This window comes from Pseudomonas sp. AC463, assembly GCF_979253585.1.
Genome location: NZ_CEEDDZ010000011.1, coordinates 206423 through 224315, shown reverse-complemented (window position 1 = coordinate 224315; position 17893 = coordinate 206423). Strand labels below are relative to the sequence as shown.

The 17893-nt window shown below is 59.2% G+C and carries 13 protein-coding genes; 6 read left to right on the top strand and 7 right to left on the bottom strand.

Annotated features, from left to right (window positions below):
• Positions 1-99: 99 nt before the first annotated feature.
• From AC0IYH_RS16295 to exaC, 5 genes are all read right to left on the bottom strand, one after another.
• Positions 100-558 carry a GNAT family N-acetyltransferase gene (locus AC0IYH_RS16295; protein WP_116629415.1) on the bottom strand — a complete coding sequence of 153 codons (459 nt, stop codon included), beginning with the start codon at positions 556-558 and terminating at the stop codon, positions 100-102.
• Positions 559-649: 91 nt separating this feature from the next.
• Complete coding sequence (eutC, locus tag AC0IYH_RS16290) at positions 650-1483, bottom strand: ethanolamine ammonia-lyase subunit EutC (RefSeq protein ID WP_471835115.1); 834 nt, start codon at positions 1481-1483, stop codon at positions 650-652.
• The gene (locus tag AC0IYH_RS16285) at positions 1480-2874 is read right to left on the bottom strand and encodes an ethanolamine ammonia-lyase subunit EutB (protein WP_471835113.1); all 1395 of its coding nucleotides are present in this window, start codon (positions 2872-2874) and stop codon (positions 1480-1482) included. The genes eutC and AC0IYH_RS16285 overlap by 4 nt, the downstream gene beginning before the upstream one ends.
• 52 nt (positions 2875-2926) lie before the next feature.
• Complete coding sequence (eat, locus tag AC0IYH_RS16280) at positions 2927-4360, bottom strand: ethanolamine permease (RefSeq protein ID WP_116629412.1); 1434 nt, start codon at positions 4358-4360, stop codon at positions 2927-2929.
• Positions 4361-4505: 145 nt separating this feature from the next.
• Entirely contained in the window at positions 4506-6026 is a 1521-nt protein-coding gene (exaC, locus tag AC0IYH_RS16275; protein ID WP_122774074.1) for an acetaldehyde dehydrogenase ExaC, read from the bottom strand.
• A 275-nt stretch (positions 6027-6301) separates the two neighbouring features.
• On the opposite strand from exaC, the gene AC0IYH_RS16270 reads away from it, so the two are divergent.
• The 6 genes from AC0IYH_RS16270 to AC0IYH_RS16245 all read left to right on the top strand — a co-directional run bounded on the left by AC0IYH_RS16270 (position 6302) and on the right by AC0IYH_RS16245 (position 15383).
• Positions 6302-8191 (top strand): sigma-54-dependent Fis family transcriptional regulator, encoded by a 1890-nt coding sequence (locus AC0IYH_RS16270; protein WP_116629410.1) that lies wholly within the window; start codon positions 6302-6304, stop codon positions 8189-8191.
• 139 nt (positions 8192-8330) lie between these two features.
• Positions 8331-11687: a hypothetical protein gene (locus tag AC0IYH_RS16265; RefSeq protein ID WP_471835110.1), complete on the top strand. Its 3357-nt coding sequence runs from the start codon at positions 8331-8333 to the stop codon at positions 11685-11687.
• A gap of 152 nt (positions 11688-11839) precedes the next feature.
• Positions 11840-12904, top strand: coding sequence for a hypothetical protein (locus tag AC0IYH_RS16260; RefSeq protein WP_163821459.1), 1065 nt, complete (start codon positions 11840-11842; stop codon positions 12902-12904).
• A 226-nt stretch (positions 12905-13130) separates the two neighbouring features.
• On the top strand, positions 13131-14480 hold the full coding sequence (gene mpl / locus AC0IYH_RS16255) for a UDP-N-acetylmuramate:L-alanyl-gamma-D-glutamyl-meso-diaminopimelate ligase (protein ID WP_471835105.1): 1350 nt from the start codon (positions 13131-13133) through the stop codon (positions 14478-14480).
• A complete protein-coding gene (ubiX, locus tag AC0IYH_RS16250) occupies positions 14477-15106 on the top strand; it encodes a flavin prenyltransferase UbiX (RefSeq protein ID WP_003219402.1) in 630 nt (209 codons plus the stop codon). Before mpl ends, ubiX begins: the two co-directional genes overlap by 4 nt.
• Positions 15099-15383: a YceK/YidQ family lipoprotein gene (locus tag AC0IYH_RS16245; RefSeq protein ID WP_471835103.1), complete on the top strand. Its 285-nt coding sequence runs from the start codon at positions 15099-15101 to the stop codon at positions 15381-15383. The genes ubiX and AC0IYH_RS16245 overlap by 8 nt, the downstream gene beginning before the upstream one ends.
• A gap of 44 nt (positions 15384-15427) precedes the next feature.
• Here the strand turns inward: AC0IYH_RS16245 and AC0IYH_RS16240 are convergent, their stop codons facing one another.
• Both AC0IYH_RS16240 and AC0IYH_RS16235 read right to left on the bottom strand, forming a co-directional pair.
• The gene (locus AC0IYH_RS16240) at positions 15428-16069 is read right to left on the bottom strand and encodes an oxidoreductase (RefSeq protein WP_116629405.1); all 642 of its coding nucleotides are present in this window, start codon (positions 16067-16069) and stop codon (positions 15428-15430) included.
• Positions 16070-16098: 29 nt separating this feature from the next.
• Positions 16099-17817, bottom strand: coding sequence for a C13 family peptidase (locus AC0IYH_RS16235; protein ID WP_471835101.1), 1719 nt, complete (start codon positions 17815-17817; stop codon positions 16099-16101).
• Positions 17818-17893: the final 76 nt, after the last annotated feature.

Here is a 17893-nt window from a genome sequence, read left to right as displayed (position 1 = left end):
TTAACCTGTAAACCATGTCCCCGGTTAGAAATGTAAACGATGTCCCCGGTTTGTACCGGGGCAAGCCCCCTCCCACAGGGGGTCTACAGTGCCTGGAAGTCAGTCTTCGCTGATCGGCAAGGTGTAGTTCTTGAATTCGGTATCTTCGCGAAAGCCGATGGACTCGTAGGTCTTCTGTGCCACCAGGTTGTCACTGCTGGTGGACACCCGCAGCCGCACGGCGTGGGTTTCCTTGGCCATTTTTTTTGCGGTACGCATCAGGTTGTCCGCCACCAATTGGCGGCGCGCATCTTCGGCTACATAGATGTCGTTGAGGATCCAAACGCGCTTGAGCGACAGCGATGAAAAGCTCGGGTACAGCTGGCAAAAGCCCAGCAGTTTTTTGTCGTCATCATCGGCCAGGGCCAGGTAGATCACCGATTCCTTGCGGCGCAGGCGCTTTTCCAGAAAGGCCCGCGAGGAGTCCGGAAAGGGCAGCGCGCCATAAAACTCGCGGTATTTGACGAACAACGGGGTCAACAGGTCCAGGTGTTCCAGGGTCGCTTGAGTAATCCGCATGCCAGGCCTCAACTTCCATAGGGGGATGACCACGCGAGCGGCCGTGACTTGATGCTGCCTAAAGAGGCGAAAAAGCGCAATCGTGCGGGTATCAGTCAGTGGGTGGGCTGAGCAGGAAATTTCCTTTCATCAAGTCCGGATCATCGGATTCGATGGTCTGTACCTGCGCTTCATCCTTCAGATTGACCCCCGACAATTGCCGGCGACACGCCTCTTTCATCAAGTACAGCAAACGATGGGCCGCCATGCCATAGCTCAAGCCCTCTAAACGTACATTAGAGATGCAGTTGCGATAGGCATCGGTCAGGCCGACCTTGGGGTTGTAGGTGAAATACAGGCCCAGGCTGTCCGGCGAGCTGAGCCCCGGCCGTTCGCCGATCAGGATCACCACCATTCTGGCGCCGAGCAATTGCCCGATCTCGTCCGCTACCGCCACACGGCCCTGTTCCACCAGAATCACCGGTGACAGGGACCACCCCTCGGCGTGGGTCTGTTCCTCCATGCGTGTAAGAAACGCCAGCGTATGTTTATGTACGGCCAGCGCCGATAAACCATCGGCCACCACAATTGCCAGGTCTACGCCGCCCGGATTGGCCTGGGCGTGTTCGCGCAAGGTTTGCGCCGAGTCATCACTCAAACGCCGCCCCAGGTCCGGGCGTTGCAAGTAGCTATGCCGGTCAGGGGCGGCGCTGTGCAGCAACAGGCTGTCACGCCCGCGTTCGGCCAGTTGGCTGCTTAAGCCTGCGTGGTCGAAGGGCAGGTGCACGGCGTCGCGCGCCTGGGCGTGGGCGAACTGGAAATCCAGTTGGGCACTGGTGGGAATGCTGGTGCCGGTACGCCCCAGGGCGATACGCGCCGGGGTCAGGCGGCGCAGTTCCAGCCACGGGTTGTCGGGCAGGTCTGGTTGCACGGTCGGCTCCTTCATCCCAGTTGCGCCAGGGCGTGGCGAAAGGCCGGTGGCAGGCTGTTGCCGAAATGCACCTTGCCGTCGGCTTGCGTGAAGATGCCCATTTTCGCCAGCCACTGTTCAAATTCCGGTGCCGGCTTTAAACCCAATGTTTGCCGGGCGTACAAGGCGTCGTGGAATGAGGTGGTCTGGTAGTTGAGCATGATGTCGTCGGAGCCGGGGATGCCCATGATGAAGTTGATCCCGGCCACCCCCAGCAGGGTCAGCAGGGTGTCCATGTCGTCCTGGTCGGCTTCGGCATGGTTGGTGTAGCAGATATCGCAGCCCATCGGCACGCCGAGCAGCTTGCCGCAGAAGTGGTCTTCGAGGCCGGCGCGGATGATCTGTTTGCCGTTGTACAGGTACTCGGGGCCGATAAATCCTACGACCGTGTTCACCAAAAACGGCTTGAAGTGCCGTGCTACGGCGTAGGCGCGGGTTTCGCAGGTTTGCTGGTCGACACCAAAATGCGCGTTGGCGGAGAGGGCACTGCCCTGGCCGGTTTCGAAATACATCAGGTTCTGCCCCAAGGTCTCGCGATTGAGGCTCAAGCCCGCCTCGTAACCTTCCTGCAGCACATTGAGGTTGATGCCGAAACTGGCGTTGGCCGCCTCGGTGCCGGCAATCGACTGAAACACCAGGTCCAGCGGCACGCCGCGGTTGATCGCCTCGATGGAGGTGGTGACGTGGGTGAGCACGCAGGCCTGGGTGGGGATTTCGTAGCGCTGGATGATCGCGTCGAGCATCTCCAGCATGGCGCAGATCGAGGCGATGCTGTCGGTGGCCGGGTTGATGCCGATCATGGCGTCGCCGTTGCCGTAGAGCAGGCCGTCGAGAATGCTCGCGGCGATGCCGGCCGGTTCATCCGTGGGGTGGTTGGGTTGCAGGCGGGTCGACAGGCGCCCGCGCAGGCCCATGGTGCCGCGAAACCGGGTGACTACGCGGATCTTCTGCGCCACCAGCACCAGGTCCTGCACGCGCATGATCTTCGAGACGGCCGCAGCCATTTCCGGTGTAAGCCCGGGCGCCAAGGCGCGTAGGGAATGTTCGTCTGCAGCGTCACTGAGCAGCCAGTCGCGAAAGCCGCCGACGGTGAGGTGGCTGACGACGCTAAACGCCTGTTTATCGTGGGTATCGATGATCAGCCGGGTGACTTCATCGCTTTCGTAGGGGATCAGCGCTTCTTCGAGGAAGTGCTTCAATGCAATGTTAGCCAGCGCCATTTGTGCGGCCACGCGCTCGCCGTCGTTCTGCGCGGCGACCCCGGCGAGAAAATCCCCGGAGCGCGCCGGGCTGGCCTTGGCCATCACGTCCTTGAGGCTGTCGAAGCGGTAGGTCTGTGCACCCACCGCGTGGGAAAAGCTTGCCATACAGTGTCTCCTTGACGACGCAAGCAGACGCCCGCGTCGAGGTTTACGGCTATCAGTGCAAGGCGGCCTCTGCGGCCTGGATCGCCGCGAATTCCTCTTCGGGCGTGCCTGCTACCAAGTGATGCCGGCTGTAGAAAGCAAAGTAAGCAATTAATACTCCATAGATGACCGCAGCGCCAATTACCACCCGTGGATCCACCAGAAAGCCCGCCACCACGGCCACGCAGGCCAGTACCAGGGCGACGCCGGAGGTGAAGATGCCGCCCGGTGTGCGGTACGGGCGGTCCATTTTGGGGCGACGGATGCGCAAGGTGATGTGCGCGGCCATCATCAGCACGTAGGAAATGGTGGCGCCAAACACCGCCACCAGAATCAGCAAATCACCCTGGCCGGTCAGCGACAGGCCAAAACCGATGATGCCGGGGATCACCAGCGCCAGCACCGGCGCCTTGCTCTTGTTGGTCTGCGACAGTTTGCGCGGCAGGTAGCCGGCACGGGACAAGGCGAAGATCTGCCGCGAATAGGCGTAGATGATCGAGAAAAAGCTCGCGATCAAGCCCGCCAGGCCGACCAGGTTGACGAAGCTGCCCATCCAGGTCGAACCGCCGTAGGACAGCGCCAGCGCTTCCACCAACGGGTTACCCGACTTGATCAGCGCGTAGGTGCCGGCGCCGCCCGGTGCGATCACCAGAATCAGCAGGGCAAAACTGGTGAGCACCACAATGGCGCCGATTAGGCCGCGCGGCAGGTCGCGCTTGGGGTTCTTGGTTTCTTCGGCGGCCAGCGGCACGCCCTCGACCGCGAGGAAAAACCAGATGGCGTAGGGGATCGCCGCCCACACGCCCACATAACCGAACGGCAGGAAGGTACTGGCGCCCTTGGCTTCGGTCACCGGAATGTCGAGCAGATTGGCGACGTTGAAGTGCGGCACCATCGCCACCAGAAACACGCCCAAGGCAATCGCGGCGACGGCGGTGATCACGAACATCAGCTTCAAGGCTTCACCGACGCCGAAGATGTGGATGCCGATAAAGATGATGTAGAACGCCAGGTAAATCATCCAGCCGCCGATACCGAACAGAGACTCACAATACGCGCCGATAAACACCGCGATGGCGGCGGGGGCGATGGCGTATTCGATCAGGATGGCGGTGCCGGTCAGGAACCCGCCCCAGGGGCCGAAGGCGCTGCGGGCGAAGCCGTAGCCGCCGCCGGCGGTAGGAATCATGGAAGACAGCTCGGCCAGGGAAAAACACATGCACAGGTACATGGTGGCCATCAGCAATGTGGCGAGGAACATGCCGCCCCAGCCGCCTTGGGCCAGGCCGAAGTTCCAGCCGGCGTAGTCTCCGGAGATGACGTAGGCAACGCCGAGGCCGACCAGCAGCACCCAGCCGGCTGCGCCTTTTTTGAGTTCGCGTTGTTGGAAGTATTGAGAGTCGACTTTTTCGAAGTCGACGGAGGATCCAGTAGGTTCGCTAGGCATGGGAAAGTACCTTTCATTGTTATTTTTTTAACTCGGCCTCTGTGTGCCGAATGCAATTCGCAAGTACTTATGAAGATCCAAATGTGGGAAGGGGCTTGCCCCCTCCCACATTTGATTGCATTTCAAATGTGGGAGGGGGTGTTAGTTAGAAGAAGCCCAACGGATTGATGTCGTAGCTCACCAGCAGGTTCTTGGTCTGCTGGTAGTGATCCAACATCATCTTGTGCGTTTCACGGCCCACACCGGACTTCTTGTAACCGCCAAACGCGGCATGCGCCGGGTACAGGTGGTAGCAGTTGGTCCACACGCGGCCGGCCTTGATCGCGCGGCCCATGCGGTAGGCGCGGTTGATGTCGCGGGTCCACACCCCGGCGCCGAGGCCGAACTCGGTGTCGTTGGCGATGGCCAGGGCTTCGGCTTCATCCTTGAAGGTGGTGATGCTCACCACCGGGCCGAAGATTTCTTCCTGGAACACGCGCATTTCGTTGGTGCCCTTGAGCAGGGTCGGCTGGATGTAATAGCCGCCGGCCATATCGCCGGTGAGCTGCTCAACCTTGCCGCCAGTGAGCAACTGTGCGCCTTCGCCCTTGGCGATTTCGAGGTAGGAGAGGATCTTGTCGAACTGCTGCTCGGACGCCTGGGCGCCGACCATGGTGTCGGTGTCCAGCGGGTCGCCGCGTTTGATCTGCTCGATCTTCTTCATCACCACTTTCATGAAGTCGTCGTAGATCGACTCTTCCACCAGCGCGCGGGACGGGCAGGTGCACACTTCGCCCTGGTTGAAGAACGCCAGCACCAGGCCTTCGGCGGCCTTTTCGATAAAGGTCGGCTCGGCTTTCATGATGTCGGCGAAGAAGATGTTCGGCGACTTGCCGCCCAGCTCAACGGTGGACGGAATGATGTTCTCGGCCGCCGCATGCATGATGTGCGAGCCCACAGGCGTGGAGCCGGTGAAGGCAATCTTGGCAATGCGCTTGCTGGTGGCCAGGGCTTCGCCGGCTTCTTTGCCGAAACCTTGCACCACGTTCAGCACGCCCGGTGGCAGCAGGTCGCCGATCACTTCCATCAACACGGTGATACCCAGCGGCGTTTGCTCGGCGGGCTTGAGTACCACGCAGTTCCCGGCGGCCAGGGCTGGCGCGAGTTTCCATGCAGCCATCAGGATCGGGAAGTTCCACGGGATGATCTGCCCGACTACGCCCAGGGGTTCATGGAAGTGGTAGGACGCAGTGTGTTCGTTGATTTCGGCGCTGGTGCCTTCCTGGGCGCGGATGCAACCGGCGAAGTAGCGGAAGTGGTCGGCGGCCAGCGGGATGTCGGCGTTGAGGGTTTCACGCACGGCCTTGCCGTTGTCCCAGGTTTCGGTGATGGCCAGCAGTTCGAGGTTCTGCTCGATGCGGTCGGCGATCTTCAGCAGCACCAGCGAGCGGTCCTGAGCCGAGGTCTTGCCCCAGGCATCAGCGGCGGCGTGGGCGGCGTCGAGGGCCTTGTCGATGTCTTTGGCAGTGGAGCGCGGGAATTCGGCGATAGGCTTGCCGTTGACCGGCGAGGTATTGGTGAAATAGTTGCCGTCGACCGGCGCAACGAATTCGCCACCAATGTAGTTGCCGTACTTGGCCTTGAACGAAACGATCGCGCCTTCAGTACCGGGGTGTGCGTAACGCATGGTGGGTATCTCCTGGCTTTTATGTTTATTGGAGTGCAGCGCTGTTGCTGCGCTTGGTAAAGCGTAGAGCAAAGGTTGGGCCACCGCTTTGCCGCCCAGGTAAATCAAGGGGTTGAGGTGTGTTGCGAGGCGTTGCTGTGTCGGGGTCGATACAGGTTCTGTGACAGTTTGTGCCATAAACGGTACAGCCCGTGACCGGCGGGTCGGCCTGGGATTGCAATGGCCGGTTGGCTGGGGGATGCTGGCTGTTCTCACGCAGGGAGAATAATAAGAACATGCATAACGATCATTTCAGTCGCCATGCCCAGCAGGTCCTCACGGTGGCGCGCGGCCGCGATCCCTCCAGCGATCCTTCCATCGCGCGCTCCTGGCTGCGTTGCCTGGAGGACTACCACCTCGACCCCGCGCAGACCATCGCCCCCACCGTGCTTGAACACGCCCGCCTGCTGGAAAGCCGCGAGCGTCTGCAACAAGTGTTGAGCATCGCCGGCAATGAGATGAACAGCCTGCACCAACAGCTCTCGGGCGCCGGCCACGCCGTGCTGCTGACCGATGCGCGCGGGGTGATCCTCAACTGTGTCACCGCGCCGTCCGAGCGCAGGATTTTCGAGCGCGCCGGGCTGTGGCTGGGCGCCGACTGGAGTGAGGCCCGGGAAGGCACCAACGGCATCGGCACCTGCCTGGTCGAGCGTCAGTCGCTGACGATTCATCGTGATGAACATTTTCGCGGCCGTCATATCGGGCTGACTTGCTCGGCGAGCCCGGTGTTCGACCCCCACGGCGAATTGCTGGCGGTACTGGATGTGTCCTCGGCGCGCGAAGCCGTTTCGCGCCAGAGCCAGTTCCACACCATGGCGCTGGTCAACCTGTCGGCGAAGATGATCGAGAGTTGTTACTTCCTGCGTCACTTTGAACAGCACTGGCTGCTGCGCTTTCACCTGCAGGCCGAGTCGGTGGGCCTGTTCAGTGAAGGGTTGTTGGCGTTCGATGGCGAAGGGCGGATTTGCGCGGCCAACCAGAGCGCGCTGAACCTGCTGGGCCAGGCCCGTGGAGGCTTGCTGGGGCAACCGGTGGAGGCGCTTTTCGACTGCGGCCTCGACCAACTGCTGGGGCGCGCCAGCGCGAATGCCACGGCCAGTTGGCCACTGCGCACGCGCGATGGCCGGCAGCTGTTCGCTGCGTTACGTGGCCAGGTGCGTAGCCTGCCGGCACCCATCGCCCAGCCGCAACCCGAGCGGCAACCTCTGCCGGGCATCTGCATGGGCGATCCGGCCCTGCAAAATGATTTCCGTAAAGCGCTGCGGGTCTTCGAGCGCGACGTGCCGTTATTGATCAACGGCGAAACCGGCTCCGGCAAAGAGGCGTTTGCCAAGGCCGTGCACCACGCCAGCCAGCGTGCCGCCAAACCCTTCGTGGCGCTCAACTGTGCCGCCATCCCGGAAAGCCTGATCGAGAGCGAACTGTTCGGCTATCGCGGCGGCAGTTTTACCGGCGCGCGCAAGGAGGGTATGCAAGGCAAGTTGCAACAAGCCGATGGCGGCACCTTGTTCCTGGATGAAATTGGCGACATGCCGCTGGCCCTGCAGACCCGGCTATTAAGAGTGCTGGACGACCGCATGGTAGTGCCCATCGGCGGTGAGCCCCAGGCAATCGATGTGCGCATCATCAGTGCGACCCATCGTGATTTGCTGGGGTGTATCCAGGGCGGCAGCTTTCGCGAGGATTTGTATTACCGGCTCAATGGGCTGGAAGTTTCATTGCCGGCGCTGCGCGATCGCAGTGACAAATCCCAGTTGCTGGATTTTCTGTTGGAGGACGCATCCGCGCCGCAGAAAGTGCTGCTCGATGTTGCTGCGCGCCAGCAGTTATTGGCGTTTACCTGGCCGGGCAATGTGCGGCAGATGCGCACCGTGTTACGTACGTTGTCGGCGCTGGCTGAGGAGGGGCGGGTTACGTCTGAAGACCTGCCAGCGATCATTCGCCGATCCCAACCGCAAACGGTTGATAAGGCGCTGGACCTGCCGCTGGAGCATGCTGAACGGCTGGCCTTGCTTGACGCGCTGGAGCAGCAGCACTGGCATATGACGCACGCCGCAACGCAGTTGGGGGTTAGTCGCAACACCCTTTATCGCAAATTGCGCAAGCATGGAATTACCCGTCAATGATCGGTGTTATTTCGTACGAATGCGCATTAGATGCAATGTTCTGTCGCATCTTTGTAAGTCGTCTGGTGCACGCTTTGTAGAATCTCCAGCCACTCAATGTAGGAGCAGGGAATTACTGCTTTTACATTGAGGTGTTTGAATGACAAATATTTCTGGTTTTCCTACAGCTTCTGGAATTAATTCCCGCTTGCCTGCCCAGGCGGCCCCTGCTGCGCAGCAGCCGGCCACAGTGCCAGGCACCTCGACGGCTTTTCCAGGCACTCATGGCAACGGCGTTCGACAAAAGCGTGATGCTCCACCGCCTGACACCCTCGAAACGCGTGCTGCCGCAGATGCCCAAGTGGCGAGTGCATTCGGATCCACATTGCATGATCTCTTCTTTGGAACGTCAGTCACCCCGCCGGATGTACCGGTACCCCCGAATTCCACGTTAGGGCGTTGGCGCGGCCTGCTGGACGATGCGCTCGGCAGCCCGGCGTTTACCGCCTGGGCCAAGCAACAGGGGGTGGATACCACGAGCATGAAGTTCAGCCCCTCCCGCGCAGAGATGACCGCCGTTGTTGGCAATGCGTGGAAGACCTTTTCTCTTTCGGACGATTCTGGCTGGGCCGAGGTGTCGCGAGCAGTCTTGGCAGCCGCTCGGCGAATTGCCCCGGGGCCTGGAGAAATATTAAGCGGCGTCTTACCAAAAGGTGATCTGCCATGGGGAGTAGTGGGCGCGTTTTACCTGCGGCCTTTTGAGCTGAGCCCTGAGCAAGTGTCGAGCTTTCACAAGCGTTATGTAGAAAAAGGGCACTTCGAGTTTCCGACCGATCCCTATGGGGCGCTGAGATCGCCGGAGGAATTCGCTAAGCATGAGGAGAGGTTGGGTGACAGCATCAATACCCATGCGCTCATCACCGCACTGGAATCCCAGGTCGACGATGCCGATGGCAAGATCGACTTGAGCAAGGTCAAGATACCTCTTGATCCACGCTCTGCGATTGCCAAGAGGCTCAAGAGCCGCAGAAGGCCGAGTTCAGAGATCAGCGCCGACAGGCTGGTCGGTCAACTCGAGATGAACGTGCCAGGAAATGCTGCGGGTGCGTTAAACGTGGCCCACATGTTGTCTTTCGACCTTGTCCACAGGGCGCCTCATGCCAGCGGCGGTGGCGCATTGCCGTTGACTCGGCTCTCTGAGAGCACCACCTTGGGCATTAACACGAAGAAAAAACTGATAGAAATAGTCGAGCGGTGGAAGACGTTGAACCCTGATCTTGCGCCGCAGGGCCAGGACGGGCCAGCGGCCCAGAGCCTGTTTGGTCGACTGATAAATTGCCTTCCCGACAACATCAGGAAGGTGATCAGCACTGACCCCGAAACCGCACTGAATGAGCTTATTCGAACGCCTGAAGCCAGGGCGCTGGGTAAGAAAATACAGGTTGAATTGGGAGGGGTTGAAACAGCTACCAGCAGCAATGAGTTTGTGAGCGCGGCACTGGCGCTCGAGTTTGACTCTATGGGCGGGGCGGGGCGTCATAACCTGAGTGGCTATAGCTTGTATGGTCAACAGAATATCGGTGCGACGGCCGATCAGATTATCGGCCGCTTTACGCGTCATCTAGAGGGACGGGTCGGGGCTGAAATGGCGCCGATTACGGCGCGGCTGTTGTTGTCGATATCGGCGCCAGAGCTTCTGACAAAAGATATGCCGCCTAACCTGGTTTATGGGTCTCATACGTGGGCCAACTACACCATTGAGGCGTTGCGTATTGAGAAGAGGGTGCCGGGTGCTGTGGCCAATATGACATTTAGCCAAGTGATGGTATTTGGTCAAACAGTCCCGGTTTCAGATAAGGGGCAAGCAGACCTGGAGGAAGTCAGGCGTGCGCCGGTCCTCGACTGGGCAGTGGCCAATGGGGTTATCCGTGCGAAGGAGAACTCAGTTTACTCCGCCGACGATTACAACGTGGCGGCGAACGCAATGGTCAAACAGCAAGGTGAATTGGGGTTGGCGTCAGAGGCCTTGAATGCTGAGCCGGTCAGTCGAAAAGAATTGGCGCTCCAAGAGTTGAAGAGGATTTATGGCAGTGATATAGATTTTGAAAAGAAGGTTATCAAAGACAGTCACGAAGTTTGGCCGGACATTACATATTATTCGGTACTGGACATCTACATGTCTGGGCACCTGGGCCAAAAGGCCTGGGAGTCGCGCGATGAGAAAACGTACCCATTTCATCCCGTGATGACGCGCAAATTTTATTTGTTAGCGGATATTAATAAAAAGTTTGATGACTTATTCGAAAAGTATAAGGCTCGGCGTGAGATCGCGATAAATGTCATGTTCCGATACCATGTTTCACTGTTGCCTGTGGCGGATCGAAACATTCTTGATGGCTCGGACATCAGTTTCTATTCAGTGCGCAAGCCTTACGATAAAAAAGTTGTTGGTAAAGCCGGAGGTCATGAAACCCAAAAGTATGTGAGCAGCAAGCCTAGCCTGGAAGAGACTTTGCAGTTGACCGGGCGCCAAGGCGTACTGATCAAGGCAGATCGAGGCAATGGGGATATCCACTATTACAGCTACTTGCCGGGGCAATCAAAAATCATCAAAGAGCCCGGATTGAAAGCGCCCCTCGTGAATCGCCCGCAAACAGAGTGGAAGAGGCCTGATTCAAGTGGTAAGCCGAACAATAGCATCGGCGATGAACTCAATTTTGATGCGAACCCTTATTATGGTCAGCCGTCACAAGGTGAGAAACCACGCTCACGAATCCTGGTCGAGCAATTAAGTTCTACCCATACAGATCGTGCTTCGGCTCACGTTCCAATTGATTCGGTAAAGCCAATCTCGGGTAGCTATTTTTCCACAAGAAATTTAGCCATGGGTAAAACCGTCAGCGATTTTTTTACTTATGGTCAAGAGGGTCGCAGGAGTGGATTGAAAGGCGTTACTCAACGTGAGCAGGAAATAATAAATAACAAGAAATTGACTGAGCTTTTTCTTAGCCTTGCTCCTTTTTATGATGGCGTCATGAACGCCATTAAGGGGAACGTTGCAGGCGCGATTTTTGACCTCGGATTTGATGCATTGGGGTTTCTTATTCCGGGTGCAAAAGGCTTTGCCACTGCCTTAAAGTCTGGCCGAGGCGCCCTTAAAGCGATCAGCTCCGGGTTTGTCAAAGGGTTAAGCTCCTCCTTAGGGGTTGACGATGTTTTTAAGGCGCCAAAAAATATCGGCGATGGACTAAGCGAAGCCGGACGCCTAGGCGGCAATTTGCTCTCAAAAGTGCAGTCGGGGTTGTCGATTGGTATTAAAAATCATGATGCGCAGAAGCTTTATAAGCATAAGGACGTCGTCAGTGACTTTTACTATAAGCGTCTTGGTCGTTCAGAGAAAATGGGGCCCGTTACCGCAATTTTTCTGCACGGTGCGTGGTATATCTATAATCTTGTAACAAAAACACCGTATGGAATACAGTTGACACAATATGGAGTTGTTCAGGCGGTTGCGTGATGGTTGTTCGGAGTTTGTGGCTGTATATAGTTGTCTGGCAGTAAGCTTTTTCCGGTTGGTAAATTTATCGGAACTTTTTAGAGGCTTTTGTCACATATATAGTGGAGGAAATGGATGGCTTCCTAATGCAAATTAATCATTAGGTGACTTATATGACAAGTATCAACTCTCCCGCATCACAGTGGTATTTTTCTCAGCCACAATTACATCCTGAGACTGTAAGTAAACCTTCGCCTGAACACCTGGCGCCTTCAATCGCCCGCAGTTCCGAGTCTGCTGAAAAAAACACTGGCAGCAGGGCGGCGTCTCTAGAGCCTGAAATGTTTGTCGCAGAAGACGTTAGTGCAAAGCGAGTGCCGCGCGGCTTTAGTAAGCTTTTTAATAGAGCGGGTTTGGGTCTTCCAGCAACCATCAAGGCTCCGGAAGGTGTCAAGGCGCCTGAGGGCGGCAACGTCGCAGTGGCGGGTACTTCTCGCTCGCTGGGGGCGGGCGCGACTAAATTTGATAAGGATTTTGTTGCAGAGCAAGGCAGTCTCAAGACAACAGATGACTATGCCAAAAAGCTTGGGCAGGAAGAGGTGGTGGAGGTTACACCGAAAACCTTTACGTCGACCTTTGAGATCCCGGCGTCAACGGTGAATGGCAAAGCCGTTGACGAATTTTCCAGCGCTAGTCTTAAAAAGTCAGGCGAAGAGCTTAATGAGGCTGCGGCTGCTGCTGATGTGAATTTGGACGCACTTAAACCTGCTGCGTCACCTTATAAAGTGGCGTTGTTTGCTAGTGGCGTCACTGCCGCTACTGGGGTGATCACAAACACCACTATTGAAACAATCAAAAAGGCATTCGCCGATTCGCCGGAGGCTATCTTTAAAAAAGGTCTTGCCGAGGCAAGAGCGGTAGACCAGGTTCAAGATGACGTGTTCACGGCGGTCAACACGCTGAAAACACTTAATGTAGAAGACCAGGTCAAGCCCGACTTTCAGTTGGCTCTTAAATCAAACGAAGAGCGTATGACTTCTCTGGAGTCAATCACCAATGGCCTCGGGCAATACTTTGTGGCGTTGGCCGATAAATACGGCATTCCAACTACGTTCTCGGTGTCGCGTAGCGAAGATCCGGACATTATAGTGCGCGCAAAAGTTATCGAGTCCAAACTGGCTTTTATTACCGACGTCTCTAAACAGGTCACGCTGAAAATAAAAGCGGCAGCGCAATAAGGCATTTTACCCCGTGACTGACTTCTGGCCTGCCAGCAGCACACAGCCTTGAGGACCCATGCTGTTGTATTCGATCGGGTCGCGTGCACGCGGTCTGATCGGATACATCGGCATTTTTGCGTCCCCGAACTGCTGGATTGAAGGCTCACCCATAAACGCTGACTCCTAAAGAGTGCCATTTGCCCCTCCCTGCGCTAACCTGCCTCGATGTTTTACGAGGTCGACTATGCACATTCATATTCTCGGTATCTGCGGTACGTTCATGGGCTCGATGGCGGTGCTGGCCAAAGAGCTGGGCCATCACGTTACCGGCTCCGATGCCAATGTTTACCCACCCATGAGCACGCAACTCCAGGCGCAGGGTATCGAGCTGACCCAAGGCTACGACCCGGCGCAATTCGACCCGGTGCCCGACCTTGTGGTGATCGGCAATGCCATGTCCCGTGGCAACCCGGCGGTGGAGTACGTACTCAATAAAGGTTTGCCTTATGTGTCCGGCCCGCAATGGCTGGCCGACCATGTGCTGCAAGGCCGTTGGGTATTGGCCGTTGCTGGCACCCATGGCAAAACCACCACCAGCAGCATGCTGGCCTGGGTGTTGGAGCATGCGGGCATGAGCCCGGGCTTTTTGATTGGCGGCGTGCCGCAGAATTTCTCGGTGTCGGCGCGTCTGGGTGACACGCCGTTTTTCGTGATTGAAGCCGACGAGTACGACAGCGCGTTCTTCGACAAACGCTCCAAGTTCGTCCACTACCGCCCGCGTACGGCGATCCTCAATAACCTTGAGTTCGATCATGCCGACATTTTCCCGGATCTGGCGGCCATCGAGCGCCAGTTCCACCACTTGGTGCGCACTATCCCGAGCGAAGGCCTGGTGATCCACCCGACCACCGAGCCGGCGTTGCAGCGCGTGATCGAGATGGGCTGCTGGACCCCGGTGCAAACCACCGGCGCCGGCGGGCAGTGGCAGGTCAAGTTGCTCAGTGAAGACGGTTCCCGGTTTGAAGTGCTGTTTGAAGGCGTGGCCCAGGGCATCGTTGATTGGGACATGACCGGCCAGCATAACGTCGCCAATGCCTTGGTGACCTTGGCTGCGGCACGGCATGTGGGCGTGGTGCCGTCGATGGGCGTTGCCGCATTGAGCGCGTTCAAGAGCGTGAAGCGCCGCATGGAAAAGGTCGCCGACGTGAATGGGATTACCATCTACGACGACTTTGCCCACCACCCCACAGCCATTGCTACCACCCTGGATGGCCTGCGCAAGCGGGTCGGCGATGCGCAGATCATTGCGATTGTTGAGCCGCGTTCCAACTCCATGAAGCTTGGCGCCCACCGCGACGGGCTGCCGGACAGCGTCAACGATGCCGATCAGGTGGTGTGGTACGCCCCGACCAACCTTGGCTGGGACCTGCCGGCGATTGCGGCGCTGTGCACCGTGCCGTCGAAGGTGTGTGATTCGATCGAGGGCATCATCGAACACGTCAAGCATCAGGCCAAGCCCGGTACCCACGTGGTCGTGATGAGCAACGGCGGCTTCGGCGGCCTGCACGGAAAATTGGCCGAGGCACTGAAATGAGCGGCCCGGAACGCGTCACCCTGGCGATGACCGGCGCATCCGGCGCGCCGTATGGCCTGCGCCTGCTCGATTGTCTGGTGCGCGAGGACCGCGAGGTGCACTTCTTGATCTCCAAGGCCGCGCAGTTGGTGTTGGCGACGGAAACCGACGTGGCGCTGCCGCCCAAGGTGCAAATGATGCAGGCCTTCCTCACCGAATACACCGGTGCGGCGGCGGGGCAGATCAAGGTCTACGGCAAAGAGGACTGGATGTCGCCGGTGGCCTCCGGCTCCGGCGCGCCGGCGGCGATGGTGGTGGTGCCGTGTTCCACCGGTACGCTGTCGGCGATTGCGACCGGGGCCTGCAACAACCTGATCGAGCGCGCGGCGGATGTGACCCTGAAGGAGCGTCGCCAGTTGATTCTGGTGCCGCGTGAGGCGCCGTATTCGAGCATTCACCTGGAGCACATGCTCAAGTTGTCGAACATGGGCGTGACCATCTTGCCAGCATCCCCTGGCTTCTATCACCAGCCGCAGACCATCGATGACCTGGTGGACTTTGTGGTGGCGCGGATTCTCAACCTGCTGAATATCCCCCAGGACATGCTGCCGCGTTGGGGCGAGCATCATTTGAGCAGCGATGAATAAGGCGCTTATAGTGGTGTTGGCGCTGCACCTGACCGGCTGCGCCACCGCGCGCACCCTGGACGCCGCCCAGCCCGGCGCGCCGGTGGTGTACGCCGGCACGCGGCTGGATTTGTATGCCATGAACGGTGGTTGCTGCGCCAAGGACCGGTTTGGTGCCGAAGCGCCGAGCTACCCTGGTGTAGACCTGCCGGCCAGTGCGTTGCTCGACACATTGCTGCTGCCGCTGTCGGTGTTGACGGTGCTGGGGGTTGGCTTCAACGCCACGGGCGGGCTTTAACCCCAGTCGCACCGTCCCTCCCACATTTTGCTTTGCGTTGAGGCTTATTTACCCAGCTTGCGCAACTCATCCGACTCCACCACCCGCACCCCATCCTGCTCTTCCAGCGCCAGGCGCCACATGGCGCGGGCCAGTTCGCACACTTCAATGCCGTGGTACTTGCCCGGAATCAACCGCGACAGCGGCCCGGCCAATTGCTCGGCGAGGCGCGGCTCCAGGCGTTCCCCCAGCAGCAAGGAGGGCCGCACGATGGTCAGTTGCGGCCAGTCTTGGGCCTTCAGCGCTTGCTCCATTTCGCCCTTGACCCGGTTGTAGAAGATCGACGATTTCGGGTCGGCGCCAATCGCGCTGATCACGATCAGGTGCCGCGCGCCCATGTCCCGGGCACGTCGGGCGAAGGCCACGACCATGTCCAGGTCGACAGCGCGGAAGGCGGCTTCGGAGCCTGCCTGTTTGATGGTGGTGCCCAGGCAGCAGAAGGCGATATCCACGCGGCCGCTCAGTTGCGGCAGGAACACCGCCGGGTCGCCCACCGGGTTTTCCAGATGCGGGTGTTCGGCCAGCGGCTTGCGGCTGGGCGCCAGTACGCGGGTCACGGTGGGTTCGTTGAGCAGGCGGTCGAGCAGGTGTTCGCCGGTGAGGCCAGAGGCGCCAGCGAGCAAGATATGCTGAGGTGTCAGGTACATGGTGTTTCCCCCTTGTTACACATTACAGCTTAGTTGCCTTTGGCTTCCTTGCTATTCATTGAGACGCTTTCGAGCGCCTTTCGTGCCTGCTGTTTGCGTAATAGTTGCCAGTGGGCGATCACCCCCTTGGGGGCCCAGATCTGCGGTTCGGAGGCTTCGAAGTTGTCCGCCTGTTCGCGTTCGGCCACATGCAGTTGCGCGAGCTTGAAGGCTTGCTGCAAGTCGTCGGTCTGGTTGAAGGCTTGGGCGAAGAGGGCGTCGCCGAAGTAGGTAAAGTCGGCCTCCTCGGAGCAACCGAAGGACACCCGGTCGGCGCGCGAGGCGGTCATGATCAGTGTACGTTCGTCTTTCAGCGCCGGGATGAACCCGCCGGAATAGCAGGCGGAAATCACGATGATCTTGTCGCGGTTTTTCAGCGGTGTGAGCACGGCGGCCAGTTCATCGGCGGGCAGGTCGGCCAGCTCCATGCGCGGCTGGTCGAGTACCAGTTCGTGTTCGTGGGTGCCGTGGCTGGTCAGGTAGATGAATACCAGGTCTTCCGGCCCGGTGCGCTCGGCCAGGGTCTGCACGGCGCGGCGCAGGCTTTCGCGGGTGGCCAGAGGGCGGTCGGCGATGTGGTCGCGGTGGTTGACCAGGCGGATCTGCCCGCGCGCACCGAAGCGGGTGGCGAGCATATTGCTGACGTAATCGGCTTCGCGCAGAAACACGCTTTGTTTGCCGTCGCCGGCCACGGCCAGGGTGTACAGCTCCACGGCCGGGGTGGACGCAGGCACGGCGGCGAGGGCCGCATCGAGCAAACGGCCCTGGGCCAGCACGCCGATTTCCAGCGGGTCGGGCAGCAGCTTGCCGTCGGCGTCACGCACGCGCATGCCGTTGACCCACGTGCCGGCCTGCACGGTGCCGTCGGTGAGCACCAGGGTGCCTTTGCCTTGGTAGCTGTCGCTGTCGAAACCGCCGATATAGAAGCTGCCGTCGGTGAGGTTCAGGCGGCCTTCGCCGGTAAAGCGCCAGTCGCTGAACTGGCCGACGTAATGGCTGCCGTCCACGCCAATCAACTCGCCTTTACCGCTCAGCGCGCCTTCCTTGAACTGGCCGATCCACACGTCGCCGTCGGCGTTTTCGTAGCGGCCCTTGCCGTTGAGCTGGTTTTGCTTGAACTGGCCCACATAGATGTCGCCGTCGGCACTGTTGAAGGTGCCGTTGCCCTCCAGCTGGCCGTCCACAAAGTGCCCGCTGAACTGGTTGCCACTGTCGTCGTTGCGCTGGCCTTCGCCATTTGGCTTGCCGTGGGCGATCTGGCCCTGGTATTGGCTGCCGTCGGCCAGCTCCAGGCGGCCGAGGCCGGAATACTGGTCGTCCTTGAATTCGCCGCGATAGGTCATCTGCCCCTCTTTGAGGGTGCCTTCGCCGTTGCGTCGACCGTTCTTGAAGCCGCCCACGTAGTGGCTGCCGGCGGTGGTCAGGCTGCCCTGGCCGTCGAACAGGCCTTGCTGGAACTGGCCTTTATAGACTTCGCCGTTGCTGCCGTGCCATTCGCCCGCGCCGTGCCACTGGCCTTTGTCGAACTGGCCTGCGTACCAGCTGCCGTTGGGGTAGTCCACGCGGCCCTGGCCCTGCAGCAAACCATTGACCACATCGCCCCGGTAACGGCCGCCATCGGGCAGGCGCGCATCGGGCGGCAACAGCGATTCACCGTCTCCGCAAGCGGTGAGCAACAGGGCAAGGGCAAGGGGGGCGAGTGGGCGCATAGCGGGATCCGGATAATTGAGCGCCGAGTATGCCGCAGCTGCGAGTCTCATACATAAATTTACATACGCTGTGGTG